The organism is Brevibacillus schisleri (assembly GCF_055685845.1).
Genome location: NZ_JBVNDM010000001.1, coordinates 5069630 through 5088430, shown reverse-complemented (window position 1 = coordinate 5088430; position 18801 = coordinate 5069630). Strand labels below are relative to the sequence as shown.

The window sequence follows — 18801 nt, the reverse complement described above, 5'->3', positions numbered from 1 at the left end:
GGAAAAATCGGGCTTGGATGACAGCTCTTTCATGACATAGAGGTAGTAGCAACCTGCTCCTGTCTTTGGATGGATGTCCATACATACACCATTCTCCCAAAGCTCGGAGCATTTTTCTTAAGAGGAAGTCAAAAATTCGTCTTTTGAACAAGGGCATTTTGAGGTAGTTGATTGGGGGTTAAGACGTGGCGAAGAAAAAAGGGTACCAAAAATCCATCAGAGTGAAGCTCATAGAACTGTTGATTTCCATTCTTGTGATTAGTGCACTTATTTATGTCTTTGGTTATACAGACAGCAACGCTCTGAAAATTTTTACAGGAATCGCCTTCGGACTCTTTTTGTTCGGGGTCATTATCGTCAGATTCGGAAGCCCCGACGAACCGGAGCCAAAGAAAGAGGATGGCGTCACCAAACTGGTTCTATTAGATGAAGAGGGAGAGAGCGTGAAGGAGTGGTTGATCCAAGGGGAGACATCCCTTTTGATCGGCAAAAGCTCCGCGCAAAACGAGGTTGACATCGACTTGGCGGACGCGGAATACGCTGCCTTGATCAGCAAGCAGCATGCGGTTTTGAATCAAGCGTCTGGGGACTGGTTCATCGAGGATATTCATTCCAAAAACGGCACGGGCATCAAGCAGCCGAACAAACGCGACAAGAGCAAGCTAGAGATTGAACAGCCGCATAAAGTGAAGGCTGGCGACATCATTTACATAGCCAATACCCGCTTGTTGCTGAAATAACAACGGGGGAAACATCGCTTTTACACATACATATCGTCCTTGCACGGAACGAAACGGGGGAGCAGAAGAATGAGTTTGACAAGATGCGCGAATGGTCACATGTTTAGCACCAGAAAACACGGAAGCACCTGCCCTTATTGCAGTATGGTCGTCGAGCCTGGGGCGAAACCGGACAACAAAGCACTGGCGAGAGTGGCGGACGATGATAAGACGATGCCATATCTGGGGGAAACAGAAGGGATCGAACCTGTTACCGGATGGTTGGTATGTATTGAGGGACCGCAACAAGGTCAAGATTACCGCATAATGGCGGAAAAGAACTTCATCGGTCGCGCAGAGGATATGCATATCCGAATCGTCGGAGACAACGCGATCTCTCGCCGCAATCATGCGGTAATTGTCTACGATCCGAAAAAACGCAACTTTTACTTGCTCCCAGGTGATGCGTCGGGGCTTGCCTATCATAACAATGAAGCGGTGTACACACCAGTCGAGCTTACTGCGTACGATGTGCTCCAGCTCGGAAAGAGTACCTTTATTTTCATCCCGCTGTGCGGTGTTCACTTCGAGTGGGACAACTCCAACAAAGGCAAGGAATGATGAGCATGTTTCAACAGGGCGCAATCCCGTATCTGGTCGTCCTTGGCGTGATCATTGCCATTACTCTTTTGTTTCGTCTGCGTGCAGCTTTGATCCGGGAAGAAATGAATCCCGTCATCCAGATCGGAAATGGACAGACGATCGGCAGGCGAGAAGAACAGGATGATTACTTTTCGACAGCAACATCGTCTCATGGGACGATTGCGGTCTTAGCTGATGGAATCAGTGGACTGGCTAACGGCAGACTTGCTTCAACGCTTGCCGTGACTACATTTATCCGTGAATTTACTAAGCTGGACAACCCGAAGCATATCTCCCTCTTCTTTTCCCGGGCTGCTTTTCTTGCCAATTCGGAGATTTTGCAGGCCTTAAGAGGAAGTCGGGGTGGGACAACACTGGTCGCTGGCGTAATCGTTGAGGACAAGCTGTATTGGGGAGCGGTTGGAGACAGTATCATTACCGTTTTCCGGAATGGAGAATTCATTCCGATCAATCAAAAAGACATTTATGAGTCGGTGCTGGAGGCGCGTTTTCTGTCCGGTGAGATTACGAAGGACGAGGCGTTAGAGCATCCACAGAAAAAACAGTTAATCAACTACTTGGGCTACGATAACTTTCAAAATATCGAAATTGGTCGTGAGCCGTTTCCGCTTGAAAAGGGAGACAAGGTCATTCTTTGTAGTGACGGCGTTTACGATACGTTAACCGAGATGGAACTGGAGCAGATTCTGTTCCAAAATATCGCTGCCCATGACGCGGCTGACCAAATCATTGAAGCGGTGGAAAGCAAGCAAAAAGCCAATCAGGACAACGCAACCATTCTCATCCTGGAAAAAGGCTGGTAACGGGGGAGCGGGTAGTACGAATGAGAAAGGACAACAGTGAATTCATTACCGGGTTTCTATCCGAATCAGGCAGCTTCGTTCGCAACAAGGATTACTTTGCCTACGCACAGCTGGATGATATCGCGTGCTGGGTAATCGCCCGTGGATTGGATAACGATCAGGAAGTAGAGAGTGCAGAGTTGGCGGCCAAAAGCGTTCTGGGCTACTTTTTGCAGAAGCCGTCCATTTCGCGTTATCGCATTCGCCGCTATTTGCAGGAGGCGCATCGTGTCCTGCAAGCTGAGAGCCATCGCGTCAGACTAAAAGCGAGCCTGACCGTAATCGTAACGGATTATGCCAGAGTGAGGTACGGGGTCGCTGGTAACACTCGGCTGTATCAGTTTCGCAATGGCCGACTGCAATGGCAGAGCAAGGATCAGAGTCTTGCCCAACAGATGGTGGATGGGGAGGAAATTGCAGAGGACGCGCTTGATCAGCACGAGGAGCGCCATAATCTCTTGAGCTATTTGGGGACACCCAATGAATTTCGTCCGTTTGTCTCCAAGAAGCTCCCGCTCTATGACGGTGATGTTTTTCTGCTTGCTACCCCTGGTCTGTGGGAAAAGGTAAATCCGGCCGAAATGCAGGACGGGCTACAAGAGGCGAAGGATCCTGAAGCCTGGATCGATACGCTGGAGGACGTGCTTTTGAGCAAGCAGGAGCATGTCGTTCAAAACTACACGGCGGCTGCTATTTTTGCGAACAAAATTTTCAAGACAGACCCGCAAAAAAAGTGGCGGATCATCAAGAGGGTGGCACTCATCCTTCTCGTGCTTGCCTTGGCTGGAGGCGGCGCTCTGCTGTTCAAGATGAAGGAAGCGGAGCGCATTGCGGATGCTGCGACAGGGATGTTCGAGTATGAAACAGCCGGAGACGCTTTCATCGCGGAGGGCGATTATCCGAAGGCACTCAAGGCGTACAGCGATGCCCGAAATGCTGCAAATATCGTGAAAAACAAAATTCAGGCTACTCTCTTGGCCAAAAAGATTCGCATCACACAGTTGATCGTGGATGGAGATACGGCTGTAAAGGATGAGCAGTATACCAAAGCATTGGATAAGTACGACAAGGCGCTCAAAGAAATGAAAGGGCGCGATGATTTTAACGAATCGGAGATTTTGGAGAAAAAAGAAAAGACGCAATCGTATGTGCTCGTCATGCAGTGGAAAAAGGAAGGCGATCTCTTGTTTGAGGGGCAGGATTACGCTGGTGCGGAAGCCTATTACCAAAAGGCGCGCAAGCTGGCGTTGGAAACTTCCTTTGTAACAGGAGAAAAGGAGCTGCGTACCAAGCTGGACGAGGTAGCTTCCAAAAAGACCGGTATCGATAAGGAAAAGAAGACGCTCGACGGCGACAAGCTGGAGAAGCAAGGCGACGAGAGCTATGCAGCGCAAGACTTCGAGGGAGCGATCCAATCGTATACGATGGCTCAGGAAATTTACCAGGAGATTGGTGTGCTGGAGAAGGTTTTGGCGATGGAACGCAAGGTGACAAAGGCTGAGGAGAAGCTGAATCCTCCTGCTGCTCCCCCTTCGGTAGGTGCGCCAGCAGGTCAGCCTTCTGTGCAAGGGGCGGGTGCTGTGAGTCAACCTCCGGCAGTTCAGGTGAATCAAGGGGCACCAGTTAATCAGACAGCTCCTGCAAACCAGACCGCACCGGTAAATCAAACAGCTCCGGTGAATCAGACGGCACCGACGAACCAAACAGCTCCGATCAATCAGGCAGTCCCAGTCAATCCGGTGGCTCCAACGTACCAGCTAGTTCCGGTGCCCCCAGTAGTGCCGACCAATCAAGCAGCTCCGCCAGCCGCGACAGCTCCGGCGACTCAGCCAGTTCCGCCACCGCAAGCTAATCCACCAGCTACAGCCAACCCGACACAGGAGGAGGCAGCGAAAACGCCATGAAAGAGATCGTACTGGATCGTTTAAACAAAATGGAGGAGCTGGAGCAGCGCAGGTTGCTCAAGCAGATCATGAACGGTGTCTTCCTCAATCTGGTCGAGTATCAGGAGGAGATGCAGAAGAAGCTGGAGGAGCGTGTTTTTTCCGAGATCGAGGACAAGGAAGATAAGCATGACATCTATGTGACCCTCTGCCACCGCGATGACTTTGACCCAATCCACGAGTATTTATACCCGATGATTCCTGGCGATGAGGAAAAGAAGGTATGTGATCGCAAAGAGTTGGCGGTCAAGCTCAGCAACAAGGAAGAAGCGGTCATGATGACGATCTTTTTAGAGTGTGAGTACGACAAGGTTCAGGAGCTGATGATGAGCAAGCGAACCTTCAAGGGTCGTCTGAACACGGCAGGCAATCACTATCCAATCGAGGTGCGCCTCCAACAAAGTCGCGTGTATATGGATGAACTGGAAAAGCTGTACAACATGTTTCAAAAGAACGGGATGCCGTGGAAAACGGTGAATCATCCTTACGCGAGCAAGTTTTTCGATGTCATTCTGGTTGCCTGTGAGGGCACGTTTACAGAAGACGAAGAGATACTGGAAATGTCGATTACCCTCGATGAGTGGGAGCCTTACAAAAAGCTGGATGTCATCCCGTTGTGGAACATCGAACGCTTGGCTCTAAAAAACATCGGCTTTCCCGTACCTGCCATTGACCGGGTGAACTTCGAGCATGTCCTGTCGTTACGTAAGACGGGTAGCGAGCACGGGTATTTGGTGGATGGAGATGAAGAGCTGATTCGCTATATCAAGCGGTCACCGGAAGAGCTGACGATCGTCTCGCCTCAAGAGAAGTCGGGTGTTTGGAATGTATGCAAAATTACGCAGCCTGTCACGACCCGCATCGGAAGACTGGATTACGAATTGGTATCCAATCGTCGCAAAAACAGCTTCATTGGGAGCTATGCACGGAAGCAGGCGATGACCGTACGGGCCAAAGGAGAGATTATCCGGATCGTCCATTCCTTTGAGGCCGCTGAACAGCTGGAGCTAGTGAATGTCGAGATTCGGGATAAAAACAATCGGCCTCCCGCCACATACGGTTTGAATCCGTTCATTAGCGATAATGTCCGCGTAGAAAATGACAAGAAGATCATGGCTCTCGGCTTTCGGAGACGTGGGGCGAACAGCTTTATTCTCCAAGACATGATGAGCTTCCTCGTTTCCGAGGTACAGATGTATTTTCCGGAATACAAGTGTGAAGGAGAATGGGCTTGAATTACATCTGGGATTTGGTTATTCGTGCAAAACGCGCCGGGATCGCCAAAAAAGACATCCAGTTCAAAGCGGCCAAAGTGTATTCGCCCTACATGGAGCTGAGTCATGAGGCCATCAACGCCAAAGCGGTGGAAAAAACGGTAGAAGTGAATCCGTACTATCGCTTCGACGATATTTTCCGTGACCTTTTTGATGCCAATTACGCAGATGATGCAGAGCTTCGGCATACCTTGTTTGATATCATCATCCATCTGCTGGCCGAGATTGATCTGTCGCAAGGGATGAACAAGCGTGAATACCACATCCGCTTTGTGATACGCGACTTGGAAGCGGGGCTCTTTGGCAGTCGGGTACAGGAAAATATCCGACTTTTTACCAAAGAGGAGCGAGAGATTATTGCGGGCAATATTTTGCGCTTGTATGAGACCGGCGAAGCGGTGTACCTGCTCAAGGATACGATGCGAAAAATATTCTCTCACTCTACCATTTACGCCAATTGCGAAGAAAAAGATGAGCTGCTGATTTACGTCGGGCAGTCGGAGAGTGAAACCGCACAGGCCAAGCTCGCTTTAATCAAGGATATTTTTCTACCGGTTCGGTTCCATACAGAGATTTATTGGCGAAACCATTTCGGCATTTTGGATGTCGAGGAAACGATGCAAATCGACAGTGTCGCACTGTACTAGAGGTTTTTGACCGATTGACCCCAACAAAAGGTCGGGAGAGAGGAGAGTTGGGATGTCTACCTATTCATATAAGCTTCATCTCCAAAAGGGCAGCAGCGGGGATGGAAATCAACGCAATCATCGAGGCGAAGCGACCTATACACGGGACGAGCTGATGGAGATGACGACCTTTCAGCTCCGCAATATTTGTTACAAGGAGAAGCTGGTCGGCTCTGTTGTGAACAATCTCGATCGGGAGGGACTGCTGAATACGATTCTACGTTTCCGCGGCGCAGAAGAAAATCTCTTGATTGAAAGTGCTGTACCAGGTGGTGTTGAACGCCTCGAAGCCGTACTCCACAAATATTTAAACACACCGATGCCAGGTGTAGATGTGATCAAAATTCCAGCGAAGATGTGCTTGTACATGGGTCTTGCCATTGGCAGGCTGGACAACTATCGCGTCGAGTCCTCCAAAGGTTTGTCCGAATCCAATGTGCTTTTGGTGAATGATCATATGGAGCTATGCGGTATTCTGCATCTGCGCAAGGACAAAGATGATAGGAGAGCCGGGCATTTTACGCTGCACGCTTGCCAAGATGCTCAACTGAGAAAAACGGTCAATCAAAACTACAGCCTGCTCTTTTTCCGCAAGCAGGATTCGGAGTATTTGTACAAGGCGTATCATCAGGACCATCCATTGCCGCCTGTCAATCTCCACTACTACAAAGTACCGGTGACTGACCTCGAGATCAGGGAATTGGAAGAAACAGACGCCGTTCTCGCGATTGATTTTGGTACCTCCTCGACGACAGCGGGTGCTTTTCTCGACCATCAATATGTCAGCTCCCCTTCCAGCAACGACTTGTTGAATGGACGTATACGCTTGAATGCGATCAATTACGTCTCCTTCCCTGATACGACGCAAAAAAACGAGGAATGGATCGAGGTGCTGCCGACGGCTGTCAGCGTGGCGGATTGCTCCTCCCCGCATGACGTTCGCTTTCACATCGGCTATGAAGCACTTCGGCACATGAAAAAGAATGGATACAGCACGAACGCGACCGTGTTTCAAGGTATCAAGCGCTGGGTGAACAGCTACCACAAGATCGAAGAGGTCATGGACAGCCAGGGGAATACCGCGACCGTGAAGCGAAGCGACATCCTGCGTCAGTACCTTCTTCACGTCATTCAAATGGCCGAGCATCAATTCAAATGCCGCTTTCGTCATCTGCATATCACAAGTCCGGTCAAGCTGAAAACGCAGTTTCTTGAGATGTTCACCGAGATTTTGCCGGAGTATCGGATTGAATCAGAGCACGCCCTCGATGAAGGAATGGCTGTCCTGTTTAATACGATTGCCGATCAAATTGACAAAAACAGCTTTCTGGACGGGGAGACCTATCAAGCGCTCGTCATCGATTGCGGCGGAGGCACGACGGATCTGTCATCCTGCCATTTCCGGATTGAGGACGGACATATCTCCTATCGCATCGATATCGAAACGACCTATGAAAACGGCGACACCAATTTTGGCGGCAACAACATTACGTATCGCATCATGCAATTTATGAAAATCGTCTTCGCCGACTATTACGGAAAAGGGCGGCAAGTGACCGACATCGACCAGATCATCGACATCCCTGGATCGGAAATATTCCGGTACGTGGATGAATACGGCGTCGACTCCATCTATGAACGCTTCCAGGCGAGATATCGGGAAGCCGAGGCGATTTTGCCGACTCGCTACAAGGAGTACGAGAACAAGAGCCGGGACGAGTATCAGCGTGTCCGCAACAATTTTCATTTTTTGTGGGACCTCGCTGACCATATGAAAAAAGAGTTTTTCCGTCAGACCGGCATTTTGCGCAATCGCTTCACATCCGATACAGAAAATCGTCAAGAGCCCGATCTAAAGCTGACGGCAGTCGAGCGATGGGTGCTGTCGATACGGGAGGATGGTCGCTTCCGGGACGTGTTTGATTTTCCTGATGTCGTTTTCAACGCCAAAGAGATCAATCACCTGATCAAGGCCGATATTTACGAGATTTTGCGCGTCTTCTTGGACGATTTTTATCAACAGGGAAGGCTGGCTGACTTCTCGATCATCAAGCTGACTGGGCAGTCGTGCCGGATTGATGTTTTCCGTGAAGCTCTTAAAGAGTTTGTCCCTGGACGCAGCATCGAGTTTCGGCAAAAGTCGGAGGATGCGGGCAAGGTGCCAGACCTGAAGCTGTCTTGCTTGCGTGGAGCACTGCGTTATCAAAGTGCCAAAAAGGCAGGTTTCATCGAAGCGCAGATTACAAATCATGCACCGATCGTCCCGTATTCTGTGACCGCCTTCACGCATAACAAGCAAGAGAGAGTGCTCATTCACAGTCAGGAAAAGCTGAGTCTCGTGCATGGCTCTATCTCGCGTCCCTACGGCGTGAGCGAGGTTGAATTTTATCTCAAGGAAAATGACGGCCAGCTGCGCCAGCGGTACTTGTACATGGATGAACCCGCTCAATACAAAACCGTATTGTATGAGGACATCGCGAGTAAGTACGGTACGCATATCCCGCAGGACGAGACTGACTCGATTCAAAATGGGGAGTCGAAATACTTCGTTTTTGCGAGCGGCAGTGAGTGGGGATTCCATGTCGTGCCAGTAGCTCGTCTGAATGAACAGCTTGCTTTGGGGAAAAAGGTTTTCTTTGCTTTTGAGAGTGACTTGTCCGAGCTTGATTTCTTTGACGGGATGAAATGAGCAAATAACCAGGCAGCTTAAATGAACAGGAAGGGGGAACAGCGGTGTTTTCCCATCTCTATCCCAATTTTCATAAAGGGCGAATTCTCAAGCGGGAGATGCTTGAGAATCTGCGTGATTACCCACGACATTTTGTCGATTTATACTTTCAAGATTATACAGACGGCATTATTTCCGGGATGGATGTAACGATTGGCGAAGGGCAACTCACTGTCGGTAGAGGGATCGTCAAGCATCAAGGACGGATTTACTTGTTTGAATGCGAAGAGCGCATCCCTTATGAGGCCACAGGTATGGAGACCGTGCTCAAGATTCGCTTTCAGGAGGAGACTTCGCTGACCGACTATTACGTTTACGAGACGTCGTATGCTCTCGATACGGAGTTAGAGTCACGCCCTGATGAGTTGGAGTTGGGGCGCTTCAAGCTCAAGCAAGGGGCAAGGCTTCGCGGGGATTATCAGGACTTAGCCGATATGGCGACCGAATTCAACACGTGGAATATCGTTCATGTCGAACATGCTGGGAGAAACGAGCCAACGCTTGCTCCCTACATCCTGCGGTATTTTGCGAATGAAATGCTGAAAACGGTCACCAATCACCCGTATGATCTCGCCTTTGCCATGCAGTGCTTGAATGCGGACAGAGTAGAGCGGGGGCTCGTTCTTCATTATATAGGCAACAGATTGGGAACGGGTTACCGCGAGTACACGAACCTGCAGATCCTCAAATACCTCGCACGCATCTTGGATGACGCCAAGAGCGGCGGAAGGTCCTCAAAAACAGAGTGGAAAACAGGCGGGCGTCAGCGGGTTATTGTTGATTAACGAGAGGATGGTGAATGGAAATGGCGCGCATGGATGAAAGCATTATCGGCATGTTGAATGAGCTTTCCGGTGAGGATGCACAGCCAGCAGCAATACGTTTTGGTCCCAAGGGCAAAAGTCGACTGGATGTGGTGAACAAATCATTGATTACAGTCGGTGAAGAGAAACTTCCCATGGAGGACAAGCGCGTCCTCGACGATCTCGTACAGATTCGAATCCCGAAGACATTTTCCATCATGAGTCCAGAAGTAGCAGCTCTAAAGTATCCATCGGAACGTAGGCCTTCCCTGATTTTTACGAACGAAACAGCTTCAATTAACCTGGCTTTTACCTATACCGAGAGCAAGCTGGCGGATTCTCCTGCGCAGCTAAAAGCCTTCATGGATGTCATGAAGCAGGTTTTGCGGAGAACACAGCCGCTCGCTCGTTGGCAGGAGGAAGGAATACGTGAGATTGCCGGGACCAGCTTCGGATTTTTTGAATTTGTTGCACCCGCATTGGATACAGACATTTACAACCTGATCAGCTTTGTCTCGCTACAGGGACGCGCTCTTCTCTGCACGTTCAATTGTACGGAGCAGGAGATGTCAGATTGGAAGCCAGTAGGCTGGGGAATCATGGATTCCTTGTCGCTCGTATCCACCAATTCGGATGAAAATGGGAAGGGAGAAGGGAAAATATGAGTCTTCCTGTCATTGCCTACAACAATTTGCAAATTTCTCCTTATCAATTGACGCATCTGGTAGAACTGACGATTACGAAAAAGATTAATGAGCATGCCCGCCTGACATTTACGGGGATCGTACCAGAAGAATTGAAGGACAGCTATGTAGAAATGACAGAAGCACAGACCCCGATCGAAATCAGTCAGGTGGATAACGACGGCAACGCCACGCCGCTTTTTGCGGGGATCGTTCTGGAGATAGGCATCAAGGCCGTACGAGACGTGTATTATTTGTACGTCGAAGCTGTCTCGCCTACGTACAATCTCGACGTGAAGCGCAAGAGCCGTTCGTTTCAAAACAAAGCCATGACCTACGGTGCCCTTTTGAAAACAATCGCAGGAGAATATCCAGGCATGGACATTATGGACATGGCCTCCAATGGTGGGAAGCTGGGCTCCTTTACCATGCAGTATCAGGAGACGGATTGGCAATTTCTCAAGCGGCTGGCTTCGCGTTTTCAGACTGGACTTATGCCAGCATCCGTTTTTGAAAAGCCGAAGTTCAGCTTCGGTGTGCCAGAGGGTGCTTCCAAGGGCAAGCTGGACGATTTTCACTACCGGGTGCGCAAAAATTTGAATGAATACCGCCATTCCTCGGAAAACGGGGTCAAGGGCGTGGATGAAAATGACTACATCTTTTACGAGGTAGAGACGGATCGCGTGCTCGATTTGGGCAACGGTGTGGATTTTAAAGGGAAGAGCCTATATGTGTATGAGGCCCATACCGAGATGAAGAAAGGCTTGCTCAAGCACAAGTATTTGCTCGCGTCCAAAAAGGGAATGAGCCAAAAGCCGCTCCACAATTCGCTAATCGTAGGGGCATCGGTGCAGGGGAAAGTCATTGAGGTCTCAAAAGACAACGTCAAAATCCACCTCGATATCGATGAGAGCCAGAACAAGAGCGAGGCGCACTGGTTTCCGTACTCTTCCGTTTATACGGCCGAAGGAAACAGCGGTTGGTATTGCATGCCGGAGCTCGATGACTACGTCCGCGTCTATTTTCCGAGCAACAAGGAGAGTGACGGGATTGCGATCAGCTCTGTCCGGAAAAATTCAGACGAGGGCGAAACGAACAAGCTCGGGAATCCCGATATCAAATACTTCCGCACAGCCAACGGAAAAGAACTGATGTTCAGCCCGTCGGAGGTATTGCTTAGCGCAAAGGACGGGGAAATCCTCATTCGCATGACCGACGCGGACGGCATTCAGATTTTCAGCAAGAAAAATATCAAGGTTGTCTCCGAAAAGGACATCCTGATGGACTCTGCCACGAAGGTGATTATCTCGGCGAAAGAGGAGATCAGTCTCACTTGTAAAGAGAGCAACATCAAGATGGACGGAAATACAAGCATCGTCGGGCAGGAGCTCAAAACCAATTGACACACATGGTTGCCACGCGGGTAACCGTGTGTTTGGTGTATGCAAAAACGGTGAGAAGAAGGGGGGATTGGCATGGAGAGAGAGGAAGCCTTGCAGCATTTCAAGGAGCACGAGGTGCCGAAGAGAACCATTGCCAGCCTGCATGCCTTGGATGCTTACTATCAGGCGAATAAAGAGAGGCTCGCAAAAGAATTTCTTCGTTCATTTGAAGCCATATGCCGACGCGTGGTTGATAAGCAGGAGCAAGGGACAAAGGGCAAATTGGCGCACTTGACCTATTCCATGCTGCGGACGGAGCTTCTTCTTGGAAGCAGTCATTATTTGCTGGAAGCTACGGACAGCAGTTGGTTTTTCGATCCGGTAGAGTGTCAAACCAGCTATGATGCGAGCTGGGCATTCCACTTTTTGGATCGGCTCGCAGACGAATGGAACGAGGCAGCCAGAGCGTATGCCGGACACGTAAGACTTCCCGATATCGAACGGATCAAGCTCGTGGAGGCAGAGAAGTTTCATCAATATGTCGTTCACCTGATCCGTTATGCCATGGTGCCGGCTGTTCAGCTGGAAGTTTTTCAACAGGTGGACAAGGAGCCGGAGCTGGAGGTGCGTGTCGGAGAATATCTCGATCAAAGCGAGATCGTGTATTGTCTGGACACTCGCCACAAAGATTCCGGGATGATCCGTACTTGGCTGGAAGAAAAGCAAGAGCTGGAATACGGCTACAAGGTTTTGGCTGGCCTCAATTTGGCACAAGGGCAATTCGATGGTTTGGACCTGCGCTATTCGGACTTGTCGGACAGTCACTTAACGAATGCAACCCTTCGCGAAAGTATTTTGGTCGGAACGAGATGGCATCGTGCTCAGCTAAAAGCGGTTGATTTCAGAGACAGTCTCATTCATGGAGCGGATTTTACCGGAGCGAATCTGCTAGGCGCGAGCTTTCGTGAAGCATCCGGGCCAAGGGGGTTGTTGGAACCAGATGCGTGGGAGACACCCGGCTTTGATGGCGTCTTGTTCGTCGGGGCGGACTTGACCGGGACTGATTTTACTGGAGCCGATCTGCGCGGAGCAGACTTTACAGATGCGATTTTGACCGGAGCGAATTTTAGCGGCGCGCTTCTGGAGAGAGCCGTATTCTCGGAGGAGGCCAGGGATTCTATTCTGTTGGAAGAGCTTCAGGAGCGACATGTCATTTGGCGAGAGGGGAGTAAGACATGAATTATTTCATCTTGTCACAGGACGAGCGAATCGCGAGTGCAGTGGAGCCAACGGGCGTTTTTGACGTCATCCGGCAGGAGTGGCTCACCACAGAATATCAGGACGAGCTGGACGAGGCGATCATCCAGTTCGACATCAAGCAAAAGAAAGAAAATGACTACCTGGATTTTCTCGACAGACCGATCCCGCTTTATTCCAACCGCTTAAAGACAATCATCCACAAGTTCGCACCGAAGCTGTTCGTCAAATCTGTCGTGTTGGTGGACATGGAGCGGATCAAGCAAGATTTGTACTGGCTGATGATCCTGCCGCGCGTGAACTGCCTGTCCGAGCAAAGCGAGTTTCACAGGGACGGCTCACTCAAAAGGCTGGTTCTCGATCCAGACAAGATTGGACGTCATACGATTTTTCAAATTGAAGGGATTCGTGAACCGTATATCATCATCGATTTGCGGCTTGCAGAGGCTTTGTTGCGACGGGACTTTTTCGGTATCCGCTTGAAAAAAGCAGAGCAAGCAGGGAGGAGAATGAGTCATGCCCATGATTGAAGATGTCGATGTTGTACCTTCGTCGGCTCCGAAGAAAAGCTACGTCGTGGCGGGAGCAATTCTCACGTGCGACTACGGGAGTCAGAAGAACAAGCTGAAAACGCCGTTTAGTCATGGCGTGTACATTCGTAATCAGGCACAGATGAACGTGAATGACTATATGCCGCAAGTGAACATCATGCCGTTCGGCAAATGCAAATGCGAGAAAAATCCAACTGTTGCAGCTGCAACTGCTGCCAACAACGGCGTACTCAAGCCGATGCCATGCATTCCAGTAGTCACCATGCCCTGGACCTGCGGCAAGGACGATGTACTCGTGGAAAATCATCCCGCCCTGTTAAACACCAGCACGAACATGTGCATATATGGAGGCTGCATTCGCATCGAAGACGACGGACAGGAGCAATAGTGAGGGGGATTGTATGAATACGACAGAGAAGCTGGCTGGATACGAGAATATTCAGTTGGTCTCACCCTTTGAAATCCAAAGCCTACAAGATGTCAGAATCGTGAAGAAAGTCAATGAGCACGCCAGGCTGTTCGTCACCGGTATCATTCCGGAGGAAAAAAGCGACCGCTACATTGAGATGGCGACGAGTGAGGATACAGTCGCGCTGAATTTGGTGGAAAACGGTTCGCTTACGAAGACACTGTTCAAAGGACTCGTGGATTCCGTCAGTGTGAACTTTGTTCGAGGCGTGTACCATTTGGAGCTCGAAGCGGTCTCGCATACGCAGCGAATGGACGGACAGCGCAAAATGCGTTCTTTTCAGCATAAACAAATGTCCTATGCTAGTCTGCTGGATGAAATTACGAAGGACTATCCTGGTTCGGATTATTTGGACCATGCTTCGAACGGTGCGCCGCTTGGGACCATCGCCATCCAGTATCAGGAGACAGATTGGGAGTTTTTAAAGCGACTGGTCTCTCGCTTTGGTTCCATTCTCGTCGCCGAGGCTGTCGCGGATACGCCAAAGTTCTGGTTCGGCTTGCCAGAGGGACGTACTGCTCAACTAACAGACGCGAGCTACACCATCAGCAAAAGGCTATCTCCCTTTATGGAAACGACAGAAAACGGCTATGCGGCAGGTATGTCGGAAAACGATTTTCTCACCTATGAAGTAGAAAGCGGACAGGTCCTCCAGCTCGGAGACCGCGTGAACTACCAAGGCAAAGAGCTGGTCGTCGCCGGGTCAACAACAAGGATCGACCATGCCCTTCTCATTCACACCTATCAGCTCATGCCCGAAGCAGGCATCCGTCAAAACCCTATCCGCAACGATGACATATGCGGCGCTGCCCTGGAAGGCAAGATCATCGACATCCAGAAGGATACCGTCAAAATCCACCTCGACATCGATCCGAAGCAGCCCAAGGTAGAAGCAAGCTGGTTCCCGTATGCTACGGTCTATTCAGCAGAGGGCAATAGCGGCTTTCACTGCATGCCGCAAATGGGCGACTCCGTCAAGCTCTACTTCTCCACACCAGATGAAGAAGGCGCCATGGCAGTCAGTTCCGTGCGAAAAGGCGGTGGCAGCACGGCGAAAACGGGCAATCCCGGCATCAAGTACTGGGGAACCAACTTCGGCAAAGAGCTGATGATGGGCGGCAAGGAGCTCGTTCTTACTGCCAAGGAGAGCAAGGAAGGCAATATTTTTATCAAGCTTCATGAAGAGGACGGCATCGAGATTCACAGCATGCATCCGATCGTATTTTCCTCGGAAAAGGATATGGAGATTACGTCAGACACCAAGGTCGAGATCAAGGCCAAGGAAGCAATCTACCTCATGTGCAGCACCAGCAGCATGATTTTGGACGGGGAAGTGGATCTTCAAGCGCCGAAGATTGAGATGGTCGGGCTGACGAAGGCGCCTGTGGTTGTGGAGGATTTGCCGCAGGAGGAGGAAGAGGAAGAAGAGGAGCAGCAGGAAGAGGAAGAGTCTGGCTGGGGTGGATTTCTGGATGGTGTACAGTTAGCGCTGGATGTTGTGGGACTCATTCCGGGTCTGGGAGAAATAGCGGACTTAGCGAATGCAGGAATCTCGCTCGCACGTGGAGACTATGCAGGAGCGGCGCTATCTCTGGCGGCGTGTATCCCTTTTGCAGGCTGGGCGGCAACCGGAGCTAAGCTGGGAGCAAAGGCGCATAAAGCACTAAAGGGAACGAAAGTGGGACAGAAAGTGCTTGAGGTAGCAGACTCAGCGGCGGATGTAGTGAAGACGGTAGCAAATGCTGTCGAAAGTACCGTAGGGAAGGTCTGGACGGCTGCCCGCAAAACACTTGACGAGATGGATGTGATGCAAGCCGTCCAGCGAATCAAGGAGCAGTTGTACGCTAGCGTCATGGCCGCAAAAGATGCTGTCATAGCCAAGGCAACACAGATGAAAGAACAGCTCAAGCAAAAGGCTAGGAAGCTACGCGATGATATGCAGGAAGGCTTGCAGAATTTAGCGGATAGTTTAGGCCCTCAGTTACAATCGGCGGAAGGGTTTCCACTAAAATTCTCGAATAAAAAAGATGTGGTAGAGCTTGCCCCTACGGAGAACCAACTGAAGTGGCGCGAAACATACGGGGGACCGAATGGGCAGAAGCCGAATCAAAAGCCGCCTGAGACTAAATCTAAACCTTCAAAAGAAGAGCAACAAAAAGCAATAGACAAAGCAATGGAAGATGCTGCTCGAAATCAACCAGCTTATACAAGAGTTCCGAATAAACCAAGAACATATAAAAACAAAGTTAGGAATGAAGATGGCACGACAACTTATACATTTGTCTCAAAGAAAAATGGAAAAGAATACAAAGTAACTTATGATAAAGCTGGGTTCCCAATATTTAATTCTAAACACGAAATTTCACTGCCTGAAAAACTGTACTTGGAGCCGGATGGAGTACAATTTGATTATTTGTCAAAAAAACTCTATGAGGAAATTATAAAGAACCCAGACCTAGCGAAAAAATTTACTAAAGAGGAGATTGAACTATTTAAAAATGGTTCCGTCCCAAAAACGTTGACATGGCATCATCATCAAGATAGTGGGAGGATGCAAATTGTTGACTATTTTGAACATCAAGTAGCTGGTCATACGGGAGGAAGAGCGATTTGGGGTGGAGGAGAGGCAGGTAGAAAGGGTCAAATCAAAAAGAAAATTCTGGAGATGTTATCATGGGATTGATTAGTTGGATGTTTGTAGAAAAAACTGTTGATGAAAAGACAATATCTTCTGTTGAGAATACGTTTGGTGTGAGGTTTCCGTCAGACTATAGGGAATGCGTTAAGAAATATAACGGTGGATACCCAAAACCCAATAAATTCGATTTTGAAAATGGGACACAGGGAGTTTTTAATGATTTAATTAGTTTTACTGATGAAGTATTAAATATTCAAATGTTTTTTGACTTTAAAGATGATCCGTGTACCATGGGAATAGTACCATTTGGCAGAGATCCGTTTGGAAATTTACTTTGCTTTGATTTTCGAAATTCTTTAGACAAACCGCAGATAGTTTTTTATGATCATGAAGAAAAAATAGAGGACGCAATAACTCCAATATGCACTTCATTTACGGAGTTACTGGAGAGAATGTATTCTTTAGAAGAAAATAAAGGTGATGGAGGGTAAAAATGGGGATTAAATTTGATTATACATTTCAAGAGTTAAATAGACAGGACATCGAAGAATTTGAGAAAAGAAATAACATAATACTCCCTAGCGACTACAAAGAATTTCTTTTGAAACATAATGGTGGAAAACCTAGTGTGAGGAGATTTGTAACTCAAGATGGTAAAATAACTTCATCAATAATGATGTATTTTCCTTTGTCAGAACAGGCAGAGATGAATTTAGAATACAAATATAGAATGTATACTATTGGTAAAATTGTACCCTCTCACTTTCTTCCTATAGGGATTGATCCAGCCGATAGTTTAATCTGTTTATCGGTAAGAGGGAATGATGTAGGAAAAGTTTATTTTTGTGACATGGATTATTTTGAGGAAGATAAGGAATTAAAAGAAGAATTTATTGTCGTAATTGCTGAAAGCTTTACAGATTTTACAAGTAAGTTGTTTATTCCTGATAACAGCTAATGTAGAAAAAGTAGAATGGATTGTAATTCGTTTTTATCTCATCTGCACAAGAACAGTGAGACAACTGCAAATGCTCATTCCGACTTAAACTCTGAGATGGAATGAGCATTTTTTGCATTTGACGGATTGTAATATGAAGTGCGACATCTATAGCTAGATAAAAAAATGGCCCATGATTGATTCGTGTAAAATGAAGTTACCACACCACATTTACACAGGAGAATCAATCATGAGTTATTCCCATCTTAGCATAACAGAGCGTTTCAGCTAGCACTCCTCCATCGCTTGGGTTGGTCTACCCGCGCTATTGCCACTGAACTTAACCGGCATCAATCCACCATTGCTCGCGAGTTAAAACGCGGGTATGGAACAGAAGAATATCAGGCTGAGGCTGCTCATGAGGCTTACGCGAAACGACGAGAGCGTTCTGAATCTAGTGGCAAATGGACAATCGGGCGTGAGCAATACATTGCAGAGAAGCTGGCACTGACCTGGTCTCCCGAGCAGATTGCCGGACGATGAGTCAAGAATGCCCTGAACAGAAGGTTTCGTTTAAGACCATCTATCGTTGGCTGTATCAAGGGCTTGTGGTCAAAGGAGATACGACTGTCCTGCCACAAAGGGAAACGCCGAGGGCCTGTCGAAACGCGTGGGCGATTCAACGTAGGGAAGTCCATTCAGCATCGCCCGAAAGATGTGAGAAGACGTCACAGTTTTGGTCACTGGGAGCTGGATACGGTTGTTTCCAGTCGGGAAAAAAGTAAAACATGCGTCGCTACGTTCGCTGAGCGTAAGACCCGCCTCTATCTTGATGTTAAGATGCCAGATCGTACCACGGTCTCTCTGGAGAAAGCATTTGGAGCGGTCGCGGATTCTTTTCCCAAGGGGACGTTTCAAACAGCCACGGTTGATCGGGGAAAAGAATTTGCTTGTTATGGACGGTTAGAGTCAGCGCATGATCTAGCTATTTACTTTGCTGATCCTTACTCTTCCTGGCAAAGAGGCACCAACGAGAACGCAAATGGTCTCCTCCGAGAATGTTTCCCCAAAGGCAAGGATTTTGCTGAGGTTTCTGAGGAAGAACTTGCTCAAGCATTGTATCTCATTAACAATCGGCCAAGAAAATGTCTGGGCTGGAAGACGGCCCACGAATCATTTATGGAAGTTCTGTCGCACTTGGCTTGACAATTCGTCAAATAAAAAGA

Annotated in this window: 16 protein-coding genes and 1 pseudogene; all 17 read left to right on the top strand. The window is 48.7% G+C overall.

The features are described from left to right. The first annotated feature begins 185 nt into the window (after positions 1-185). The 17 genes and pseudogenes from ACUUHJ_RS24180 (at position 186) to ACUUHJ_RS24100 (ending at position 18781) form a co-directional block, all read left to right on the top strand. Positions 186-740 (top strand): FHA domain-containing protein, encoded by a 555-nt coding sequence (locus ACUUHJ_RS24180; RefSeq protein ID WP_064202727.1) that lies wholly within the window; start codon positions 186-188, stop codon positions 738-740. 69 nt (positions 741-809) lie between these two features. After that, on the top strand, positions 810-1340 hold the full coding sequence (locus ACUUHJ_RS24175) for an FHA domain-containing protein (protein WP_015892717.1): 531 nt from the start codon (positions 810-812) through the stop codon (positions 1338-1340). Between the two features lie 5 nt (positions 1341-1345). Then, positions 1346-2185: a PP2C family protein-serine/threonine phosphatase gene (locus tag ACUUHJ_RS24170; RefSeq protein ID WP_015892716.1), complete on the top strand. Its 840-nt coding sequence runs from the start codon at positions 1346-1348 to the stop codon at positions 2183-2185. A gap of 20 nt (positions 2186-2205) precedes the next feature. After that, complete coding sequence (locus tag ACUUHJ_RS24165) at positions 2206-4128, top strand: PP2C family protein-serine/threonine phosphatase (protein ID WP_472300118.1); 1923 nt, start codon at positions 2206-2208, stop codon at positions 4126-4128. Next, complete coding sequence (locus ACUUHJ_RS24160) at positions 4125-5402, top strand: normocyte-binding protein (protein ID WP_289674137.1); 1278 nt, start codon at positions 4125-4127, stop codon at positions 5400-5402. Before ACUUHJ_RS24165 ends, ACUUHJ_RS24160 begins: the two co-directional genes overlap by 4 nt. Continuing rightward, entirely contained in the window at positions 5393-6088 is a 696-nt protein-coding gene (locus tag ACUUHJ_RS24155) for an iron-dependent peroxidase (RefSeq protein WP_289674136.1), read from the top strand. The genes ACUUHJ_RS24160 and ACUUHJ_RS24155 overlap by 10 nt, the downstream gene beginning before the upstream one ends. A 52-nt stretch (positions 6089-6140) precedes the next feature. Further along, positions 6141-8816, top strand: a complete 2676-nt coding sequence (locus ACUUHJ_RS24150; protein ID WP_472300117.1) for a molecular chaperone — start codon at positions 6141-6143, stop codon at positions 8814-8816. 44 nt (positions 8817-8860) lie between these two features. Beyond that, positions 8861-9640, top strand: coding sequence for a DNA and RNA helicase (locus ACUUHJ_RS24145; RefSeq protein WP_289674134.1), 780 nt, complete (start codon positions 8861-8863; stop codon positions 9638-9640). Positions 9641-9654: 14 nt separating this feature from the next. Then, on the top strand, positions 9655-10323 hold the full coding sequence (locus ACUUHJ_RS24140) for a hypothetical protein (protein ID WP_289674133.1): 669 nt from the start codon (positions 9655-9657) through the stop codon (positions 10321-10323). Next, entirely contained in the window at positions 10320-11744 is a 1425-nt protein-coding gene (locus ACUUHJ_RS24135; protein ID WP_289674132.1) for a contractile injection system protein, VgrG/Pvc8 family, read from the top strand. The genes ACUUHJ_RS24140 and ACUUHJ_RS24135 overlap by 4 nt, the downstream gene beginning before the upstream one ends. 72 nt (positions 11745-11816) lie before the next feature. Next, positions 11817-12962, top strand: coding sequence for a pentapeptide repeat-containing protein (locus ACUUHJ_RS24130; protein WP_472300116.1), 1146 nt, complete (start codon positions 11817-11819; stop codon positions 12960-12962). Further along, entirely contained in the window at positions 12959-13510 is a 552-nt protein-coding gene (locus tag ACUUHJ_RS24125) for an imm11 family protein (protein ID WP_472300115.1), read from the top strand. Before ACUUHJ_RS24130 ends, ACUUHJ_RS24125 begins: the two co-directional genes overlap by 4 nt. Next, complete coding sequence (locus ACUUHJ_RS24120) at positions 13497-13919, top strand: DUF4280 domain-containing protein (protein WP_472300114.1); 423 nt, start codon at positions 13497-13499, stop codon at positions 13917-13919. The genes ACUUHJ_RS24125 and ACUUHJ_RS24120 overlap by 14 nt, the downstream gene beginning before the upstream one ends. Positions 13920-13932: 13 nt before the next feature. Beyond that, complete coding sequence (locus ACUUHJ_RS24115; protein WP_472300113.1) at positions 13933-16683, top strand: HNH endonuclease; 2751 nt, start codon at positions 13933-13935, stop codon at positions 16681-16683. Further along, complete coding sequence (locus tag ACUUHJ_RS24110; RefSeq protein WP_472300112.1) at positions 16674-17129, top strand: SMI1/KNR4 family protein; 456 nt, start codon at positions 16674-16676, stop codon at positions 17127-17129. Before ACUUHJ_RS24115 ends, ACUUHJ_RS24110 begins: the two co-directional genes overlap by 10 nt. A 2-nt stretch (positions 17130-17131) precedes the next feature. Next, on the top strand, positions 17132-17596 hold the full coding sequence (locus ACUUHJ_RS24105) for an SMI1/KNR4 family protein (RefSeq protein ID WP_472300111.1): 465 nt from the start codon (positions 17132-17134) through the stop codon (positions 17594-17596). 229 nt (positions 17597-17825) lie between these two features. Then, positions 17826-18781 (top strand): annotated as a pseudogene (locus ACUUHJ_RS24100) (IS30 family transposase). Positions 18782-18801: the final 20 nt, after the last annotated feature.